At 65.0% G+C, this 18183-nt stretch carries 21 protein-coding genes; 9 read left to right on the top strand and 12 right to left on the bottom strand.

Going from position 1 to position 18183, the window contains the following annotated elements; translation table 11 throughout:
- Positions 1–4: 4 nt before the first annotated feature.
- The gene (locus LWC34_RS11720) at positions 5–1867 is read left to right on the top strand and encodes an ABC transporter ATP-binding protein (RefSeq protein WP_372496466.1); all 1863 of its coding nucleotides are present in this window, start codon (positions 5–7) and stop codon (positions 1865–1867) included.
- Here LWC34_RS11720 and LWC34_RS11725 read toward each other — a convergent pair.
- The 3 genes from LWC34_RS11725 to LWC34_RS11735 form a co-directional block, all read right to left on the bottom strand.
- The gene (locus LWC34_RS11725; protein WP_233725078.1) at positions 1832–2548 is read right to left on the bottom strand and encodes a sugar isomerase domain-containing protein; all 717 of its coding nucleotides are present in this window, start codon (positions 2546–2548) and stop codon (positions 1832–1834) included. The genes LWC34_RS11720 and LWC34_RS11725 overlap by 36 nt on opposite strands.
- 115 nt (positions 2549–2663) lie before the next feature.
- Complete coding sequence (locus LWC34_RS11730; protein ID WP_233725079.1) at positions 2664–3230, bottom strand: nucleotidyltransferase family protein; 567 nt, start codon at positions 3228–3230, stop codon at positions 2664–2666.
- Positions 3223–4059 carry an alpha/beta fold hydrolase gene (locus LWC34_RS11735; protein WP_233725080.1) on the bottom strand — a complete coding sequence of 279 codons (837 nt, stop codon included), beginning with the start codon at positions 4057–4059 and terminating at the stop codon, positions 3223–3225. The genes LWC34_RS11730 and LWC34_RS11735 overlap by 8 nt, the downstream gene beginning before the upstream one ends.
- Before the next feature lie 18 nt (positions 4060–4077).
- On the opposite strand from LWC34_RS11735, the gene LWC34_RS11740 reads away from it, so the two are divergent.
- The 3 genes from LWC34_RS11740 to LWC34_RS11750 all read left to right on the top strand — a co-directional run bounded on the left by LWC34_RS11740 (position 4078) and on the right by LWC34_RS11750 (position 6299).
- Positions 4078–4698 carry an alpha/beta hydrolase gene (locus LWC34_RS11740; RefSeq protein WP_233725081.1) on the top strand — a complete coding sequence of 207 codons (621 nt, stop codon included), beginning with the start codon at positions 4078–4080 and terminating at the stop codon, positions 4696–4698.
- A gap of 100 nt (positions 4699–4798) precedes the next feature.
- Positions 4799–5977, top strand: a complete 1179-nt coding sequence (locus tag LWC34_RS11745) for an LCP family protein (RefSeq protein ID WP_233725082.1) — start codon at positions 4799–4801, stop codon at positions 5975–5977.
- Position 5978: 1 nt separating this feature from the next.
- On the top strand, positions 5979–6299 hold the full coding sequence (locus tag LWC34_RS11750; RefSeq protein ID WP_233725083.1) for a GNAT family N-acetyltransferase: 321 nt from the start codon (positions 5979–5981) through the stop codon (positions 6297–6299).
- Positions 6300–6311: 12 nt separating this feature from the next.
- Here LWC34_RS11750 and LWC34_RS11755 read toward each other — a convergent pair whose 3' ends face one another.
- Both LWC34_RS11755 and LWC34_RS11760 read right to left on the bottom strand, forming a co-directional pair.
- On the bottom strand, positions 6312–6668 hold the full coding sequence (locus LWC34_RS11755) for an STAS domain-containing protein (protein WP_233725084.1): 357 nt from the start codon (positions 6666–6668) through the stop codon (positions 6312–6314).
- A 9-nt stretch (positions 6669–6677) separates the two neighbouring features.
- A complete protein-coding gene (locus LWC34_RS11760; protein WP_233725085.1) occupies positions 6678–7214 on the bottom strand; it encodes an ATP-binding protein in 537 nt (178 codons plus the stop codon).
- 93 nt (positions 7215–7307) lie between these two features.
- Between LWC34_RS11760 and LWC34_RS11765 the strand changes: the two genes are divergently transcribed.
- Positions 7308–8177, top strand: coding sequence for an NAD(+)/NADH kinase (locus LWC34_RS11765; protein ID WP_233725086.1), 870 nt, complete (start codon positions 7308–7310; stop codon positions 8175–8177).
- Positions 8178–8394: 217 nt separating this feature from the next.
- Positions 8395–10569: a pectate lyase-like domain-containing protein gene (locus tag LWC34_RS11770; RefSeq protein WP_233725087.1), complete on the top strand. Its 2175-nt coding sequence runs from the start codon at positions 8395–8397 to the stop codon at positions 10567–10569.
- Positions 10570–10621: 52 nt separating this feature from the next.
- On the opposite strand, the gene LWC34_RS11775 is transcribed toward LWC34_RS11770, so the two are convergent.
- The 5 genes from LWC34_RS11775 to LWC34_RS11795 are packed head-to-tail and all read right to left on the bottom strand — an operon-like array spanning position 10622 to position 15439.
- Positions 10622–11020, bottom strand: a complete 399-nt coding sequence (locus tag LWC34_RS11775; protein ID WP_233725088.1) for a ChaB family protein — start codon at positions 11018–11020, stop codon at positions 10622–10624.
- A gap of 2 nt (positions 11021–11022) precedes the next feature.
- On the bottom strand, positions 11023–11493 hold the full coding sequence (locus tag LWC34_RS11780; RefSeq protein ID WP_233725089.1) for an SRPBCC family protein: 471 nt from the start codon (positions 11491–11493) through the stop codon (positions 11023–11025).
- Between the two features lie 30 nt (positions 11494–11523).
- Positions 11524–12648: an acetate/propionate family kinase gene (locus tag LWC34_RS11785; protein WP_233725090.1), complete on the bottom strand. Its 1125-nt coding sequence runs from the start codon at positions 12646–12648 to the stop codon at positions 11524–11526.
- A complete protein-coding gene (locus tag LWC34_RS11790; RefSeq protein WP_233725091.1) occupies positions 12630–14879 on the bottom strand; it encodes a phosphoketolase family protein in 2250 nt (749 codons plus the stop codon). Before LWC34_RS11790 ends, LWC34_RS11785 begins: the two co-directional genes overlap by 19 nt.
- Complete coding sequence (locus tag LWC34_RS11795) at positions 14876–15439, bottom strand: type 1 glutamine amidotransferase domain-containing protein (RefSeq protein WP_233725092.1); 564 nt, start codon at positions 15437–15439, stop codon at positions 14876–14878. Before LWC34_RS11795 ends, LWC34_RS11790 begins: the two co-directional genes overlap by 4 nt.
- Positions 15440–15519: 80 nt before the next feature.
- Here LWC34_RS11795 and LWC34_RS11800 point away from each other — a divergent pair, with 80 nt between their 5' ends.
- A complete protein-coding gene (locus LWC34_RS11800; protein ID WP_233725093.1) occupies positions 15520–15837 on the top strand; it encodes a DUF6292 family protein in 318 nt (105 codons plus the stop codon).
- A gap of 12 nt (positions 15838–15849) precedes the next feature.
- Positions 15850–16350 carry a hypothetical protein gene (locus LWC34_RS11805; protein WP_233725094.1) on the top strand — a complete coding sequence of 167 codons (501 nt, stop codon included), beginning with the start codon at positions 15850–15852 and terminating at the stop codon, positions 16348–16350.
- On the opposite strand, the gene LWC34_RS11810 is transcribed toward LWC34_RS11805, so the two are convergent.
- The gene (locus LWC34_RS11810) at positions 16347–16739 is read right to left on the bottom strand and encodes an STAS domain-containing protein (RefSeq protein ID WP_233725095.1); all 393 of its coding nucleotides are present in this window, start codon (positions 16737–16739) and stop codon (positions 16347–16349) included. The genes LWC34_RS11805 and LWC34_RS11810 overlap by 4 nt on opposite strands.
- Before the next feature lie 208 nt (positions 16740–16947).
- Between LWC34_RS11810 and LWC34_RS11815 the strand changes: the two genes are divergently transcribed.
- Complete coding sequence (locus LWC34_RS11815; RefSeq protein ID WP_233725096.1) at positions 16948–17421, top strand: DUF6328 family protein; 474 nt, start codon at positions 16948–16950, stop codon at positions 17419–17421.
- Here LWC34_RS11815 and LWC34_RS11820 read toward each other — a convergent pair.
- Positions 17407–18147 (bottom strand): GAF and ANTAR domain-containing protein, encoded by a 741-nt coding sequence (locus tag LWC34_RS11820; RefSeq protein ID WP_233725097.1) that lies wholly within the window; start codon positions 18145–18147, stop codon positions 17407–17409. The genes LWC34_RS11815 and LWC34_RS11820 overlap by 15 nt on opposite strands.
- Positions 18148–18183: the final 36 nt, after the last annotated feature.

The following is an 18183-nucleotide window of genomic DNA, read 5'->3' on the forward strand; positions in this document are numbered from 1 at the left end:
TTGCGTGGACGGAAGCTGGAACCTGATGATGGGGGCGGCGCGCAGTGCGAGCGCGCCAAAAGGAGTTCGGAAAGGGACAATACGGCGGGTCCTCCGTTTTGCGAAACCGCATCGGAAGCTGCTCATTGCGTTTCTGATACTCACTGTCGCATCGGCAGTGCTGGCAGTAACCACGCCATTGCTCGCCGGGCGTGTGGTCGACGCGATTGTCAGCGGCAAGGACGCCAGTTTGGCGATTTGGCTCGCTGTTCTGATTGCGGCACTCGCGATCCTCGACGCGGGGCTTGGATTGGTGGAACGCTGGCAGTCCGCACGAATCGGGGAAGGTCTCATCTTCGATCTGCGCCGCGCGGTTTTCCAGCATGTGCAGCTGATGCCGGTGGCGTTCTTCACAAGGACAAGAACGGGCGCTCTGGTCAGCAGGCTGAATAACGATGTTATGGGTGCGCAGCGCGCATTCACGTCGACTCTCTCCGGTCTTGTCGCCAACGTGATTCAGCTCGTGCTTTCGCTCGGCGTGATGATGACACTGTCGTGGCAGGTCACGGCGTTGGCGCTGATCCTGCTGCCGGTGTTCGTGCTGCCCGCCCGCCGGGTCGGTCGCAGGCTCGCTGACCTGCAGCGTGAGGCGTCCGGCCTGAACGCGGCGATGACAACGCAGATGACCGAGCGCTTTTCCGCGCCAGGCGCGACTTTGGTGAAGCTATTCGGCAGGCCGAAAGCGGAAGCGGAAGAATTCGGGACAAAAGCTGGCCGAGTTCGGGACATCGGCGTGAAGAACGCAATGGCCACTCGGTGGTTCATGACCAGCCTGACGTTGGTCTCGGCGCTGGCCCAAGCACTCGTGTACGGCCTGGGCGGCTGGTTGGCGATCCGCGGAGAGCTCGCGCCTGGCACGGTCGTGGCGCTGGCGTTGCTGCTGACCCGGCTGTACTCGCCACTGACGGCGTTGGCGAACGTGCGGGTGGACGTGATGACCGCGCTGGTGTCGTTCGAGCGGGTCTTCGAGGTCCTCGACCTGCCGCCGATGATCAAGGAGAAGCCGGACGCGCGATCGGTGCCGGCCGGTGGCGTCTCGGTGGAACTGACGGACGTGAAGTTCGGCTACCCGGCGGCATCGAAGGTTTCGCTGGCGTCACTGGAGGACGTCGCCGCGCTTGACGCTCGTGGCGGCCAGGAAGTGTTGCACGGCATCAGTTTCCGTGCCGAGCCCGGTCAGATGGTCGCATTGGTCGGCTCTTCCGGCGCTGGCAAGTCGACGATCGCGTCCTTGGTGCCGCGACTGTACGACGTGGACAGTGGATCGGTTCAACTGTCCGATGTGGACGTCCGAGATCTGTCGTTCGACGCGATCAGGGACACGGTCGGTGTCGTGACACAGGATGGACATTTGTTCCACGACACCATTCGGGCGAACGTCGCCTACGCCCGCCCGGACGCTTCGGACGAAGAGATCCTGTCCGCGTTGACTCGGGCCCGGCTGTCCGAGCTGATCGCGTCACTGCCCGAAGGCCTGGACACCGTTGTCGGTGAACGGGGTTACCGGTTGTCCGGCGGCGAGCGGCAGCGGCTGACGATCGCCCGGTTGTTGCTGGCCAACCAGCGCGTGGTGATTCTCGACGAGGCCACCGCGCACCTGGACTCGGAATCCGAGGCCGCGGTGCAGGAGGCGCTCGTGCACGCGCTGGAAGGCCGGACAGCGATCGTGATCGCGCACCGGTTGTCCACGATCCGCGCGGCCGACCAGATCCTCGTGATCGAGGGCGGTCAGATCGTCGAACGTGGCACGCACGACGAGTTGCTCAGCCGCGACGGCCGGTACGCCGCGTTGTCACAGCTGGGGAACGCGAGGTCCGTAAAGGTCTAGGTAGCGCTGGTTGGCCTCGTCACCGCCGGGCACGTTGGAACTGCGCCACAACGGGATCTCCACGCCCGCCTCGGCCGCCTTGTCGACAAGGCGGGCAAGGATCTCGGCCCAGAGGAACGCATTGGCCACAGTGGACAGTGCGGCGGTGACCGGCGCCTCCGGCGGGTAGCTGGAGTCACCGGGAAGAACCAGCGTGTCGAGCACGATCGAGGCGTTCTCGGCCAGCGTGGTGTCCGCCCGGCGGGGCGCGACCGCGTTGGCTGGGCTCGAGGTGACGGCCACGACCGGCATGTCGGCGTTCTGCGCGGCGATCGCGAGCTCAACCGGGTAAGGGTTGACGCCAGAGGTGGAGAAGACGACGAGAACGTCATTGCCGGACAGTTCGACCTTGCTGAAGACCTCGTCGGCAAGCCCGGTGAGCCGCTCGGCACTGGTCGAGGCCCGGCCGCCGTGCAGCGGCTGGATGTCCGGGTGGTACAGCGGATACACGCAGGCCAAGCCACCCGCGCGGTAGAAAGTCTCGGCGACTGCCGCGAGCGAGTGCCCCGCCCCGCCGGTCAGCACCAGACCCCCTGCGCGGATGCTGCCGAGGAACAGTTCGGCGACATTGTTCAACGCGTCGGCGTTGTGCTTCTCCACCTGAGTCAGGTGTTCCCTGACCAGGTTGCCGAATTCGGCCATGCTCGCGGTACCTCCTCGTCGACCTCGCAATGGTCTATACCACTGCGGAAGGCCCGTCAAGAGTCCCAGCTCAGCCCTCGTGAGTGTTTTCGCCGGTTAGAACCGGCGAAAACACTCACGAGGGCTGAGCTGGGGGAAGCTGGTTCGGGTGGTCTACATCGGAACCATCCGAGACGTCCTCGCAAGGGATGAGGTCTGGCTTGTGCCTGCGTAGATACTCCCTGGCTCCGGCATCACCGGTGGCCAGCTCGTACACCCCGTCCCAATGGTCTCGGCCGATCAGGACCGGGTGGCCGGGTTCGCCGTGGTAGCTCGCCCGCAGCAGCGCCCGCGGTGTCGCCAGCGCTCGGAGCCGCTGGATCGCCTCCGCACGAATCCCTGGCGTGTCCACCGGAAGGACGATCACGGCATCCCCGATGATGGCCTTGAGGCCGACGCGAAGTGACGACCCCATGCCCTGTTGCCAATCCGGATTGTCAACAGCCTTGAGGTCCGGCAATTCCGCCCGGACGACCGCCGCGTCGGCCCCCAGCACCGCGAGCACAGGGGAGCAGCCGCCGTCTTCCAGGACCTGCACGGCCCGCTCCACGAACAGCTGGCCCTGGAACCGAACACGAGCCTTGGGCATGCCGTAGCGGCGGCCCGCGCCCGCCGCCAGGACCAAACCCGCGACCTCAGCCATGCTCGGACAAGTGCTCGAGCAGCAACCGGCTCAGCCCTTCGTCGGCCTGCTCCGGCAGCCAGTGTGAAATGTCCTGGAACATCTCGAAACGGTACGGCCCCTCCACCCACGCGTGCGTGGAAAGTGCTGCCGTTGAACCGAATGCGACGTCCTCGGTACCCCAGACGTACATCGTCGGGACCTTCACCTTGCCGGTCTGGCCGCTGTACTTCATGCCTCGGTACCAGTTCAGCGCGGCGATCAGCGCGCCCGGCTCGGAGAACCGCTCCACGTATTCACGGACGTGCTCACGCGGGACCAGGTTTTCGTAGACCTGTCGCAATGCCGCCGCGTCGTTGGCCAGCAGGTGCTTCGACGCGCCTTGGACGTTCTGCAAGGCGGGAACGTAGGAGCTGCGCTGCTGCTGGTCTTCGTCCTCTCGCATCGCCAGTGCGTACGCGCCCGGGTGCGGGGTGGAGACCGCGGTCAGGGTCCGGACCCGGTCGGGATATTCGGCCGCCGCGTGCCACGCGACGTTGCCGCCCCAGTCGTGGCCGACAAGGTCGAATGTCGTCCAGCCGACGGCGTCCGCGATTCGTAGCACGTCACCGGCCAGGTCTTCGATGCTGTAATCCGACGGCTGCTCCGGGCGGACGTCGGGGGAGTAGCCGCGCTGGTCGGGCGCGATCGCCCGGTAGCCCGCCGCCGACAGCGTCGCCAGCTGGTGCTCCCATACCGTGGACGCCTCAGGGAAGCCGTGCAGCAGCAGCACGCCACGGGCGTCTTCAGGGCCTGCGGCCAGCGCGTCGAACCGGCCTATGTCTGTGCTGATCCCGATGTGCTCGATCACGATATTAGTGTTGCAAACGTGCCCCTACCCCATCTGAGTCAGCTCGGTTCCCGCACGCCGCGGGCGGTCGCGCTCGTTCTGCATGGCGGCCGCGAGTTCGGGCAGGAGCCAGTGCCGCGCTTCGCCCTCGCGTATCTGCGGATGGTCCCGTTCGCGCGCAACCTCGCTGGTCTGCCGGATCTGGCTGTGTTTTTGTTGCGTTACCGCGTTCGCGGGTGGAACGCGCCCGTGTTGGACCCAGTTCAGGATGCGCGGTGGGCGCTGGCGCAGATACACAGTAGGTTTCCCGGGGTTCCGATCGTCCTCGTTGGTCACTCAATGGGTGGCCGGGTCGCGTTCCGCGTCGCCGACGATCCCGCTGTGACCGCTGTCTGCGGCCTGGCTCCGTGGTGCGAACCAACTGATCCGGTTCAGCAACTGGCCGGTCGTGCGGTCCTGATCGGGCACGGCGAACAGGACCGTGTTACGAATCCGCGTTCGTCGAAGGACTATGCGCGCCGGGCCGCCCAGGTGACCGATCGGGTCGATCTGCGGTTGGTCGACGGTGAGACGCATGCCTTGCTGCGTAAGCCGCACGTATGGCGTGACCTGGTACGGGAGTTCGCTCTTGATCAACTCGCGCACTCTCGCGAGGGGTGAACGGCCGACTCCGTAGGGTATGAGGAGCAACCTCGGCCTGCGGTCTCACGTCCTTGTGAGCATCCTTGAAATGGTCGGGGGACTGAATATGAGGACGAGGATGACTCACGGGCAGCCGTACGGTTCGAGGGACGGTCAGACCCGCGCCTACCCGGTTCCGGGGCAGGCGCCGCCGCAGTATGACCAGCGCGGCGACTACCGGCAGGACCAGAGAGGCGACTACCGGCAGCCGCAAGGTGGATACCGGCAACCGCCGCCGCCCTACGAGCCACCCGGTCAGCAGGCACCGCCACCAGGCGGCCGTCCGCCACGCCGCAAGCGCAAGGTCGGCAAGATCCTGCTGATCATCCTGCTGGCGATCGTCGTGCTGATCGCGGCGACGTGGATCTACATGGAGTCGTCCATCAAGCGGGTTGCCGCGCTGAGCGACTACTCCGGCCGCCCGGCCGCGGGCGCTGGCACGAACTGGCTGATTGTCGGCTCGGACAGCCGCGCCGGTCTGGACGCTGAGGACCAGGAGCGTCTGTCCACCGGCGACGCGAAGGGGCAGCGCACGGACACCATGCTGCTGCTGCACCTGCCGGACAACGACCAGAAGCCGACCTTGGTCAGCATGCTGCGTGACTCCTATGTGGACATCCCGGGCAAAGGCAAGAACAAGCTGAACGCCGCGTACGCGCTCGGTGGCCCGGCTCTGCTGGCGCAGACCATCGAGAAGAACACGAATCTCAGGCTCGATCACTACATCGAGATCGGCTTCGGCGGCTTCGCCAGCCTCGTCGACGCGGTCGGCGGCGTGGAGATGTGCCTCGACAAGCCAATCAAGGACCCCCTCGCCGGTATCGACCTCCCGGCTGGCTGCCAGGAGCTCGACGGCGCCAACGCTTTGGGCTACGTGCGAACCCGCGCGACGCCCCGTGCCGACATCGACCGCGTGGTCCGGCAGCGCCAGTTCATCGGCGCGTTGATGGACAAGGTTGCCAGCCCCGGGACGCTGCTCAACCCGTTCCGGATGGTTCCGTTGCTGGCCGACGCGCCGGACGCGATCACCCTCGGGGAGGGCGACCACCTGCACAACCTGCCCAGCCTCGCCTTCGCCATCGCGGGCGCGAGCAGTGGTTCGACGGTGAGCACGAGCGTGCCCATCGGCGGCTCTCGGAGCGTCGCCAAGATCGGCTCGGTGATCCTGTGGGACCAGAACAAGACCAAGACCCTGTTCGACGCGCTGCGCAACGACACTGCCGTTCCATCGAGCGTGATCACGCTGCCGGGAAGCTGACGTGCTGAAAACCGATCGCCTGGCCATCCGGGCGTTCCAGGCGGACGACGCGGCGGCTTTCGCCGCGTACCGCTCGGACCCCGAGGTGGCCAGGTATCAGTCCTGGGATACGCCGCTTCTTCTCCAGGAGGCCGCCGCTGAGGTTGCTGGACATGCGTCCGGTGATCCCTCTGGGACCGGCTGGTATCAGTGGGCCGTCGCTCGCGATGGCTTGCTCATCGGGGATGTCGGCGTGAACATGCACGAGAACCGGATGCAGGCCGAGATAGGGAACATGCTGGTCAGACCTCGTGAGTGGTTAGTAGCGTTAGAACACGCATAACCACTCACGAGGCTAGGCCAGCGCGTTCTCCAGATCCGGATACACCGGAAGCATTTCCTGCACACCCGCGATCTCGATGGACCGCAGGACCGGACGGCCGTCGGCCACCAGTCTGACCTGGACGCCCTCCTGCTCGCCGCGCTGGTGGGCGTCCAGCAGCACGGCGAGCCCGGCGGACCCGAAGAACGTCACGTCGGACAGGTCGACAACCAGCCTGCCGGGTGCCGACTCGATCGCCTGGTCACACTCCTCCGCCAGCATTGGCGCGGTGCTCATGTCGATCTCGCCGGCCACGTGCAGCACGACCGCGGGCCCCGCGACCCGCCGGTCGACCCGCAACGGGTCGTCTGATGTCGAACCTTTGCTCACCTGGGTGTTCTACCGCAGCCCATGCGGGCCGCTGCCCGGGGGTGGTTCAGAGCGGTTCAGCTTGGACAGCAGCCGCTCGAAGAACTCGTCGTCCACGTCCGCCTGCTCCGGTTCGGCTGGTCCCGCGCTGGCCGGTGGCTTACGCCGTTCCCGGCGCGGCAGTGGCACCGCCGAGGCCTTCATACCCGTCGGCAGGCCGAGCTCGCACCACATCAGGTTCCCGCCGCCCTGCAGCGACATGGACCCCGTCTTGCGGCCTTCGAGCGTCTCCGGCACGACCGGGGGCAGCAGCATCGCGTCCTCGACTTCGATCACCAGGGCATCGCCGTGCAGTCGTAACCGCAATGTGATGAATCCGGGCACTTTCGAGTCGTTCTGCTGTACCACGGCATGCACCAGCTCGCAGGCCACGTGGCTTGCTTCGTCCTGTAGTTGCCGCAGCGACCACTCGGTGAGTGCGAACCTGACGAACATGTCCGCGCAGTTCACCGCCGTCGGTAACGCGACCAATCGCAGGTCATCGACCTGCGTCGTCTGCGGGTTCACCCTGCTGCCTCCTCGCGCGCGTCACCCGAACGGCCGTATCTTGCCAACATAAGCTCGCGTTGCGGTAGCCAGGGTTATCCAATTCTTGCCGAGGTGATCGGTTTGATCCGCGCCATTGGTCTTGTCCTGCATCCTCGCCGGGACTGCGTCCCGGTGATCGAGACGATCACGGAGTGGGCCAGAGCCCGGCAGACCGACGTGTTCGGTCTGGCCAGTGAGGTCGTCAGGGCCAACGGTCTTGTCAAACCGGTGACCGAGGACGAACTGCACGAGCGGGCGGATCTTATCGTCAGCCTCGGCGGCGACGGCACCATGCTGCGCGCGTTCCGGATCGGCAACCGGATCCCGGTGCTCGGTGTGAATCTCGGCAGGCTCGGCTTCCTCGCCGAAGTGGACGTTCCGGAGCTTGGCAGCGCGCTGAACGCCATCGACGACCACCGGTTCACCGTGGAGACCCGGTCTGGCCTGTGCGCGACGATGGGGGAGCAGGACATTGTCGCGTTCAACGACATCGCACTGGTCAGGGTGCCCGGTTTCGGGATGACCGAGGTGATGTTGCACGTGGAGGGACATCCGTTCGTCGAATACGCGGCCGACGCGGTCGTTGTGGCCACGCCGACGGGTTCGACAGCGTACAACTTCGCCGCGGGCGGCCCAATCGTGTCGCCACGTGCCGAAGGCCTGTTGGTCACGCCCGCCGCGCCGCATTCGGCTTTCAACCGCGCATTGTTCCTCTCCACGAGCGAGAAGCTGGCGCTCGAGGTGATGGATGCAAGCGGTGAGGTGGCACTGGAAGCAGACGGCCGACTGATGGGCAAGGTACAGCCGGGCACGATGATCGACCTGACCGCACTTCCCGGTGCCGCGCGCGTTGTCCGGCTCGGCCGAACGACCTTCTACCAGCGGACTCAGCGTAAGTTCCGGCTGATCGGATCGGCCCGCTCGGACGATTTCCTTTGTTGAGCGAGCCTTTGTTTACGCCTTTTATTTAGAGTCATTGACACGATTGGTTCAACCACTTAGAGTCCCTGCTCACGCGGAGTGAAGGCTCCGCTACCCCTGCTTTTTCTCGGACAACTCCTCTGACCCTGCATGCCGCATCGATGCGGCAGATGGAGGAACCATCGTGTTCTCGGGTGAGGTCCTGCGCAGACGCAGGACCAAGATCATCACCTTTGCAATGACAGTTGTCAGCCTCGTCGCCGCGTACCTCACGGTGATCACGGTGGTCGCCCCGCGGGAAGCGAGTGCGGCGATCGATCCGGCCCAGTGGTACACGGCAACCAGCGTCAACAGCGGCAAGTGTGTCGACGCACGCGCCGCGGGTACCGCGAACGGCACCGCCGTGCAGCAGTACGCCTGCAACAGCACCGGCTCGCAGCAGTGGCAGTTCCAGCCGACCGGCGACGGCTACTACCGGGTCAACTCCCGCAACCTCACCTCGCAGGTGTGGGACGTGGCCGATGTGTCCACTGCGGACGGTGGCCTGATCCACCTGTGGACCTACGGCGGCGGCAACAACCAGCAATGGCAAGCTGTCGAGGAAGCGGGCGGCGCGTACCACTTCGTGTCAAGGCACAGCGGAAAGTGCATCGACGTGCCGGGCGCGTCGACCGCCGACGGCCAGCAGTTGCAGCAGTACACCTGCAACAACACCGCAGCACAGTCCTTCACGCTCACCCCGGTGGGCAGTGAGCCACCTCCGGGAGGCGACATCGATCTCGGCCCGAACACATACGTCTTCGACCCGTCGATGTCCGCTGCGGCCATTCAGAGCAGGCTGGACTCCGTGTTCCGCCAGCAGGAGCGCGCGCAGTTCGGGCAGAACCGGGTCGCACTGCTGTTCAAGCCCGGCAACTACAACGTCAACGCGAACATCGGCTTCTTCACCCAGATCGCCGGTCTCGGGTTCACGCCGGACGCGGTGAACATCAACGGCTCGGTGCACGTCGAAGCCGACTGGTTCGGCGGCAACGCGACCCAGAACTTCTGGCGCTCGGCGGAAAACCTGTCGGTCACGCCGAACGGCGGCACGGACCGCTGGGCAGTGTCCCAGGCGGCGCCGTACCGGCGTATGCACGTGCGCGGCAACCTGTTGCTCGACGACGGCGGATGGTCCAGTGGTGGCTGGATGTCCGACACGCTGATCGACGGCCAGGTCCGCTCCGGCTCGCAGCAGCAGTGGATCACGCGTAACTCCCGCTTCGGCGGCGGCTGGACGGGCTCGAACTGGAACATGGTGTTCGTCGGCGTGGAGAACGCGCCAGCGGGCAACTTCCCGAACCCGCCGTACACCCGGGTCGCGCAGACGCCGCTCGTGCGGGAGAAGCCGTTCCTGTACATCGACAACGCGGGCCAGTACCAGGTCTTCGTGCCTGGCCTGCGGCAGAACACCAGCGGTATCACCTGGCAGGGCCAGCAGCAGGGCCAGTCGCTGCCGATCGAGCAGTTCTTCGTGGTCAAGCCGGGCCACACCGCCCAGCAGATCAACGCCGAACTGGCGGCTGGCAAGAACCTGCTGTTCACGCCGGGCGTCTACCGGGTCAACGAGACCATCAGGGTGACCCGTCCCGACACCGTGGTGCTCGGGCTCGGCCTGGCGACCCTGGTGCCGGAGAACGGCATTCTGGCCATGCAGGTGGCCGATGTGGACGGTGTGAAGGTCGCGGGCATCATGTTCGACGCCAACGTGACCAACTCGAACCTGCTGATGGAGGTCGGGCCGCAGGGCTCGAACGCCAGCCACGCGGCGAACCCGACGTCACTGCACGACGTGTTCTTCCGGGTCGGCGGGCCATGGGTCGGCAAGGCGACGAACAGCCTGACCATCAACAGCCACAACGTGATCGGCGACCATACGTGGATCTGGCGAGCTGACCACGCCGAGAACGGCGTGCCGACCGGCTGGTATCAGAACACGGGCCGAAACGGCCTGATCGTCAACGGCAACAACGTGACGTTCTACGGCCTGTTCGTCGAGCACTACCAGCAGTACAACGTGATCTGGAACGGCCAGGGCGGCAGGGTCTACTTCTTCCAGAACGAACTGCCCTACGACCCGCCCAGCCAGGGCGAGTACATGAACGGCTCAACGAGGGGCTGGGCCGCGTACAAGGTGGCCGACCATGTGACCAGCCATGAAGCGTGGGGCCTTGGGGCGTACGTGTTCTTCAACGTCAACCGCAGCGTGGTCGCGGAGCGGGCGTTCGAAGTGCCGAACAACCCGAATGTGCGGTTCCACAACCTCGTCGGCGTCTCGCTCGGCGGTGGCATCGGCACGATCAACCGGTTGATCAACAACACCGCGGGCCCGGTCAACACCGGCAACCCGGTGAACGTCATCAACTACCCGTAATAGTGGGAGAGAAAGGCGCGCCTGCAGCCACCCTGCAGGCGCGCCTTTTCCTTTACGAACGGGCTTGGGCGGTGGCTCGGTCGTTGGCCTTCTGGATGGCCGTTGCGAGCTGTTTCTTGCTCATCCGCGAACGCCCTGGGATTTCAAGGCGTTTAGCCAGGTCGTAAAGATGTGACTTGCTGGCGTTGAGGTCCACGCCGCCAGCGCTCTGCCCTTCCCGCTCGCCGTAGCTGCCTGCGGCCTGCGGGTCGGACGGGCCCTTCTCCTTCTTGGGTTCCCAGTGGTCGCCGACCTTCTCGAAGGAGTGCTTCAGCGCCGCGAAGGCCGTACGGCGTGGCCGTTCACCCTCGCCGTACGTCTCCAGAGCCGAGTCATACGTCTTCACCCATGTCGCCTGTGCCTTCTCAGAAGACCGGCGCACGGTACTCGGCATAACCTCCCGGCCTGGCATGACTACTCGCCAGCTTGCGGTGAACGGCTCACATCGCCACGCCAGCCGCCAGTCTCCCGGCCGCGGCCTTCGATGAACTCCTTGAACCGCTCGAGGTCGCCCTTGACCTTGCGGTCGATCACGCCGAGTCCGGCACCGAGTTTCTCGGTGAAGTTCTCCGGGTCGTATTCCATCTGTACGTTCACGCGGGTGGTCTCGTTGTCAAGGCGGTGAAATGTCACCACACCGCCCTGCTGCTGCCCGCCAACAGCCTGCCACGCGACCCGCTCGTCCGGGTGCTGCTCGGTGATCTGCGCGTCGAATTCCCTGCGTACGCCGCCAATACTGGTTTCCCAGTGGGTCATCGTGTCGGTCACCTGCACGATACGGTCGACGCCGTCCATGAAGTACGGGAACGACTCGAACTGCGTCCACTGGTTGTACGCGGTGGAAACCGGAACACGCACGTCGATCGATTGCTGAATGGTCGTCACTTCCGGTGCCTTTCAGTCGTTTTTCCCTTCCTACCGTTGACTACCCGCTCGCCGGGCGTTCACACGCACGGTTCGTGCGGTTTCCCGCGCGATTTGGAGCTCCTCCCGTGGCTCGATCGCCAGCACCGGCACTGGAGCGAACCTGGAGGACAGAACCGCGTCCGTGGTGGGATTTCCCTCAGGGAGAGTGGCGGGAACTCCTATCCGGGTGAGGTTGCGGCAGATCGCTTCACGTACTTCCGGCTGATCCCAACCGATTTCACCGGTGAACACCAACGCGTCGATCCGAGGCAGGTGCACGGACATCGCGGCCAGCGCCTGACTGACGCGCAATGTGAAAACATCCAGTGCGAGCTTGGCTTTGCCGTCACCGTGCACGAGTTCCCTTGTGTCACCGGAACTTTCCGACAGGCCGAGCAGTCCAGACTGGTGGTACAACTCCTCGCGCACCTGCTCGAGCGGCATCCGTTCCAGCAGCCACAGCAGCATGCCGGGGTCGACACTGCCGGACCGGGTGCTCATCGGCACGCCTTCCAACGGAGTGAACCCCATCGAAGTATCCACACTGGACCCGTCACGCACCGCGCAGACCGAACACCCGCCGCCGAGATGGGCCAGCAGCAGGTTCACCGAATCGGCCGGGCAGTTGAGCAACGAGGCCGCGCGAGTCGTGGCCCAGGCATACGACAGGCCATGAAAGCCATACCGGCGGATGCCGAAACGCTCCCGCCAGTACGACGGAACCGGGTAAGTGGCTGCGACTTCCGGCAGGTTCGCGTGAAAAGCTGTGTCCGGGCACAGGACATGCGGCACATCCGGCAGGCGATCACACGCCGCACTGAGGATTTCCAACGTCACCGGGACGTGCTGAGGAGCGAGATCGGCTACGGCTCGGGCGTGGTCGATAGCGGCGGCATCGACCACAGTCGGCGTGCGCAGGTGTGGGCCACCGTGCACCAGGCGATGTCCGACGGCTGAAATCCCGGTGTCACCGAGCAGGTCGTCCAATGCGGACGCTGCGGACTTGGCGTCAGGCACCGAGTTGCTGGTTTCGGACGTGAGGACTTCGTCGGTCACCGGGTCGATCAAATGTAGTTTCAGGCTGTGCGAGCCCGGGTTGACAGTGAGCACCACTGTCACGCTGACCACCGCCATTCACTTATTTCAGGTGGATCGACACCGTTCTTCCGTGCCGTCTCAAGGACCGCGTCACGTTTGGCGATGAGCGACTCCGCGATGGGTGCGCCTTTGATGCGCCATGCGCGTCGCACCGCGTCGGCAGCGAGGTCGTAGCGGCTCATGGTGTTGCTGACCAAGAGATCGAATGGCGTTGTCGTCGTGCCTTCCTCTTGATAGCCGTGCACATGGAAACGTTCCGGTGTGCGACGGCCGTGCAACACCTCGTGAACAGCCGACGGGTAGCCGTGGAATGCCATCACGACAGGCATTTCCAGGCCGAAGCAGCGAGTGAACGCGTCGATGTCCAACCCGTGCGGGTGTCGATCGGGCGGCGCCAGCGACAGCAGATCCACGATGTTGACCATTCGGAGGCGCATATCCGGCGCGTGTTCACGAAGCAGCGCAACCGCAGCCAGCGTTTCCACGGTTGGCACGGTTCCGGCGGCCGCCAGCACGACTTCAGGCCGCGGGTCGTCCGCCGCCCATTCCCAGACACCTGAGCCCGCACGGCAATGGGCCTCGGCAGTGTCGAAATCAAGCCACTGTGGATACTCCTGCTTGCTCGCCACGACCAGGTTGATCCGGCCGGTCCCGGCAAGGCAGTGCCGCATGGTGTGCAGCAGGGTGTTGGCGTCCGGCGGCAGGTAGACCCGAGCAACGGAAGCCTTCTTGGTCAGGATGTTGTTGATGAATCCCGGGCCTTGGTGGCTGTAGCCGTTGTGCTCCTGGCGCCATCCTTCGCTGGTGAGCAGATAATTCAAGCTGGCGACCGGTTTCCGCCACGGCACTTCGGCCGACATCTTGAGGAACTTGGCGTACTGGTTCACCATCGAGTCCACAATGGCCGCGAACGCCTCGTAGCACGGGAACAGCCCGTGCCGCCCGGTCAGCAGATAGCCTTGCAGCAAGCCTTGGCAGATGTGCTCGGACAGCACCTCGACAACCCGGCCGCAAGGGCCGACGTGTTCGGCGTAACCCGGTATCGGCCAGGTGAACGCACGGTCGGTCACGTCGAGCACGGCGCCGAGTTTGTTGGATTCCAGTTCATCCGGGCAGACGATCCGGAAATCCCGGCGATCCTCGGTCGCGGTGAACAACTCCGCCAGCCACGAGCCGAGAACCTCGTTGGCGCTTGCGACACAACCGGCCTCGGTCTGGAATTTCGCCAGCGGTGGCATGGGCAGGTCACGCCGCAACGCGCCGCCATTCGCCTGCGGCACCCGGCCAATCCGCAGGTCTTCCTGTGGCAAGACCGAAAGCAGGTCGTCGAAAGGCCGCCCGCGCTCGTCGAACAGCTCCTCCGGCCGGTACGAACGCAACCAGGATTCCAGCAGCGGCACCTGATCCTGATCCAGCGGCACTTGGTGCGCGTGGAACGTCCCGGCCAGCGGCGTTCCGTGTTCGTCGTACTCCGGCAGGCCCCACCCCTTCGGGGAACGCACGATCAGCATCGGCCGTGTCTCGGCCATCGCCTGGTCCAACGCCTGCGCCAACATCAGATCGGGATCCGCGGCACGCTGGACGTCGACGATCGTCGGCGACCAACCCGCGCCAAGGAAGTACGAGATCAGTTCCTCGTCACTCATCACGCCGTACACGGTCGGCGAGGAGATCTTGTACCCGTTGAGGTGCAGGATCGGCAGGACCGTCCCGTCGGTGTACGGATTGAGGAACTTGTTGGCGTGCCAGGAAGCCGCGGTCGGCCCAGTCTCGGCTTCACCGTCGCCGATGATGCACGCCGCCAACAATCCAGGGTCGTCCAGCGCCGCCCCGGCCGCCGTGGACAACGCGTACCCCAGCTCACCGCCTTCGTGGATCACACCAGGGACTTCCGGCGACAGGTGACTGGGAAACCCGCCTGGCCAGGAGAAACGCTTGATCAGCTCGGTCATTCCGGCCTCGTCGAGCGACAGGGACGGATCGTAGAGCTGATGTGTGCCTTCCAGCCACAGGTTCGCGTGCACAGCCGGGGCGCCATGGCCAGGCCCGGTCACCAGCAGGGTGCGTCGACCCGTGCGGGCGACCAGGCCGTTCAACCCGTTGTAGATATAGGTGATTCCGGGACACGTGCCCCAATGCCCAAGCAGACGTGGCTTGATGTGCTCAGACTTGAGCGGTTCCCGCAACAAGACGTTGTCGCGCAGGTAAATCATGCACGCGGCGAGATAGTCGCTCGCGCGCCGGTAGCGCTCGGCCGCGGTGCTCACGTCGTTGCGTGCTGCCGTCCCTCCGCGAACTGGGTGACGACTTCCTTGCAGAACACGGGCAGGTCATCAGGGTTGCGGCTGGAGGTGATGTTGCCGTCGACCACGACTTCCTGGTCCACCACCCGGCCGCCCGCGTTGCGGATGTCGGTCCGCACGCTCGGCCATGACGTGAGCGTCCGGCCGCGAACCACGTCAGCCTCGACAAGAGTCCACGGACCGTGACATATCACACCTACCGGTTTTCCCGACTCCACGAACGATTTGACGAACGCCACAGCGGAGGCGTCCATCCGCAGCTTGTCTGGATTCGTGGTCCCGCCGGGCAAAAGCAGCGCGTCGTAGTCGTCGACGGAGACGGCGGACACCTGCTTGTCCACCGGGAAGGTGTCAGCCTTCTCCACGTCGTGGTTCATTGCCTGGATGGCACCCCCTTTGATGGACAGCAACTCAGCCGTCGCCCCGGCCTCGCGCACCGCCTTAACCGGCTCAGTGAGCTCTACCTGCTCGACACCGTCGGCGGCAAGGACCGCGACCCTACGTCCATTCAGTTCAGCACTCATGGTTTCCGACTACCCGCGCATGCGTGACGTAACACGTGGGACGAGGTTTGACGGACGGTTCATCCGTCCATCCTTGGACTGTGATCGATGACCTCAAGGACTATCTCGCGGCGGTGACGGCGCAGCTCGGCGTCGGACTGGAATCCTGCTGCTGGGGCGCGGAAGTGCCGGCATGGGCTTATGTCGCTCTCGACTGGCGGCTGGCGGGCCGGGATGTCGCACTGCTCTGGGACGCGCGCACCGGCTGGTCGATCGCCACCGAACCGGATATCGGCTGCGACCTGGATGTCGTTGCCCGGCTGGGTAGTGAGGTGATTCCACAACCCGCCGCCGTGGCCGATTTCGTGACCACGGTGTGGGCTGAGATCACGCGACAGCCTGCCGTGGCAATGACCTGACGGAGGGGACCGATGAGCGAGCGCAATCCGCGTCTGCTGGCCAGGCACTTGATCGGCGCGATGCGTGGCGGTGACGACGAGGGCATCGTGCTGGAGATGGCAAGACTGACCGCTGACCGGGCGAATGGCGGCCGGGAGTCACATTTGGTCGCCTGCGAGCTGATCGTGGCGTTGTCCCAGATGATGCTCACCGCGGCGGGCCCGGTCGAGGCTCCCGGTGAGCGCACGTACGGACTTGAGCTGACTGGAGACGACAACAGGCAGCTGGACATCGACCGGACCAGCCCGCCGATCAGGGCAGCGGTGCGCGCGTTGCTCGCGCAGCTGAACGAACGCTCGGAGGACGCACTGTTCCAAGTGGACCTCGCGTTGCGGGACGCTGAATTCAAGGTGACCATGGAGGTGATCGTGCACGTTCTGCTGTGGACGATCGGGATGATCGAGTGGTGCGACGAGCACGACGTGGCAAGGCCGCGTTGGCTTGGCGACCTTGCCTCAGTCCGGCCAGATTAGTTGGTGACGGCGTCCAGCGCCGCAGGCACGGTGCCGAAGATCGGCAAGAGCGTCAACAGGCCGGTGATCTCAAGCGGGCGGGTGACGGTCTGCCGTGCGGCAACGACCGCCCACTTCAGCTTCTGGTCTTCCATCTGCTGGCGCAGGTCGACAAGGACAGCCAAGCCAGCGGAGGAAAGGAAGTCGACGCCGTCGAGGTCCACAACGAACTTGTTGCGCTGAGCTACTTGTTCCTGAACTGCTTTCTGAAACACCGGAGCCGTTGCCAGGTCGACATCGCCGAGCACTCGCATCAAGGGGACGCCGCGTGGGTGCGGCTGTACGTCGACGGTGAGCAACTTACTCGGTTGAGTTGTTCCACCGCCCGAGAGTGGGTTCTGAATGCTCACGGGGTTCCTTCCGGTTGTGCAACACGTCAGCGCGGCTGTGTGTTCAACCGTGGCGATGCGTCAACCATATGGGAGCTCGCGAGCGCGGCACAACCTGACGAGAAAAGTGGTTACAACTGGGCGGCGGCGGGTAACCATACGTCCGCTGGCCCGCGTTTGCCCAGGTGAAGGGGGATTACCCCGGCTGGAGACAGGGTACACCTATCGGGTGAGCGAGGCCGAGGAATCAGACCAGGAAAGATTAGCCAGGAATCTGGCGGAGCTGCTGCAAGAGCTCCGGGTGGCGCAGGCGGGGGTGCAGATTCTCTTCGGCTTCCTGCTGTCCATCGCCTTCACCGAGCGGTACGCGGAAGCCGACGACTACGTCCGGACAACGCATTTCGTCACCGTGCTGTTCGCTACGGCGGCAACCGCTCTGCTGACCGCGCCGGCGTCATGGCACAGAGTGTTGTTCCGGACTGGCAATCGTGAGCGAATCATCAACGTTGCCAACAAACTTGCCGTCGCCGGACTGATTTGTCTCGCCGTCGCCGTCACCGGAACCGTTCTGCTGATTGGGGAAGTCGTGCTAGGCGGCTGGGGTGCGGTGGTTGTCGGCGTGCTGACCGCGATCGGGTTCAGCACGCTGTGGCTCATCATTCCGTGGCGGGAACGGGTGAACGGCAAGTCATCTTCGGAGTGAGGCCAGCAGTTCCCTTGCCACCATGACGAGTTTCGTGTTGGTGTGCTGAGATTGGCTGACCAGACGGTCGAAAGCCTCGTCGGCGGTGATCCCGTGCACCGCCATCAGCACGCCCTTGGCCTGTTCGATCTCGGCACGCGAGGCCATCGCCGCACGCATGTTCTCGGCCAGGTTACGCATCTTGACGTACCGGCTCGCGTTGCTGATGGTGGCCGCGGCGGTGTTGGTGACGAGCTTGAGTAGTGCCTCGTCCAAGCGGTCGAAGGAATCCTCGGCGAAGCCATAGACATTCAACGCGCCGATGAGCTCGGTGTCCGGGCCCGCGAGGGCAAGCGGCGTGGAGAGATAAGCCCGCACACCAAACCGCGCGGCATCCGCGGCGAACTGCGGCCAACGGGAGAACGCCTCCTCGCCAGCGATCAGTACCGGCTCCCGGATCCTCGCCGCCTCGAGACAAGGGCCATCACCGGCCGCGTACTGGTTCTCGTCCACTATGACCGCCCAGTCGTGTGAGGTCGCGGCGGTTTCCGGCTTGAGTCCGGAGTGGACAGTCACGCTCACCGCATCCGCGCCACTGACCACCTTCAACGCGGCGTCCACCAGCCGCTGAAGCGCCGCGTGGAGCGGCTCCTCGGCCGCGAGGGCGGTCCAGAGCAGCTCAAGGTCCTCCAACGCGTCGGTCGCCTCGTCCACCCGCTTGGCCTCGGGAACTTCGTTGGTGGTCACCGCACATGTATACCGCGTGTCGGGACCCTTCAACCT

Source organism: Kibdelosporangium philippinense (genome assembly GCF_021390435.2).
GTDB lineage: Bacteria > Actinomycetota > Actinomycetes > Mycobacteriales > Pseudonocardiaceae > Kibdelosporangium > Kibdelosporangium philippinense.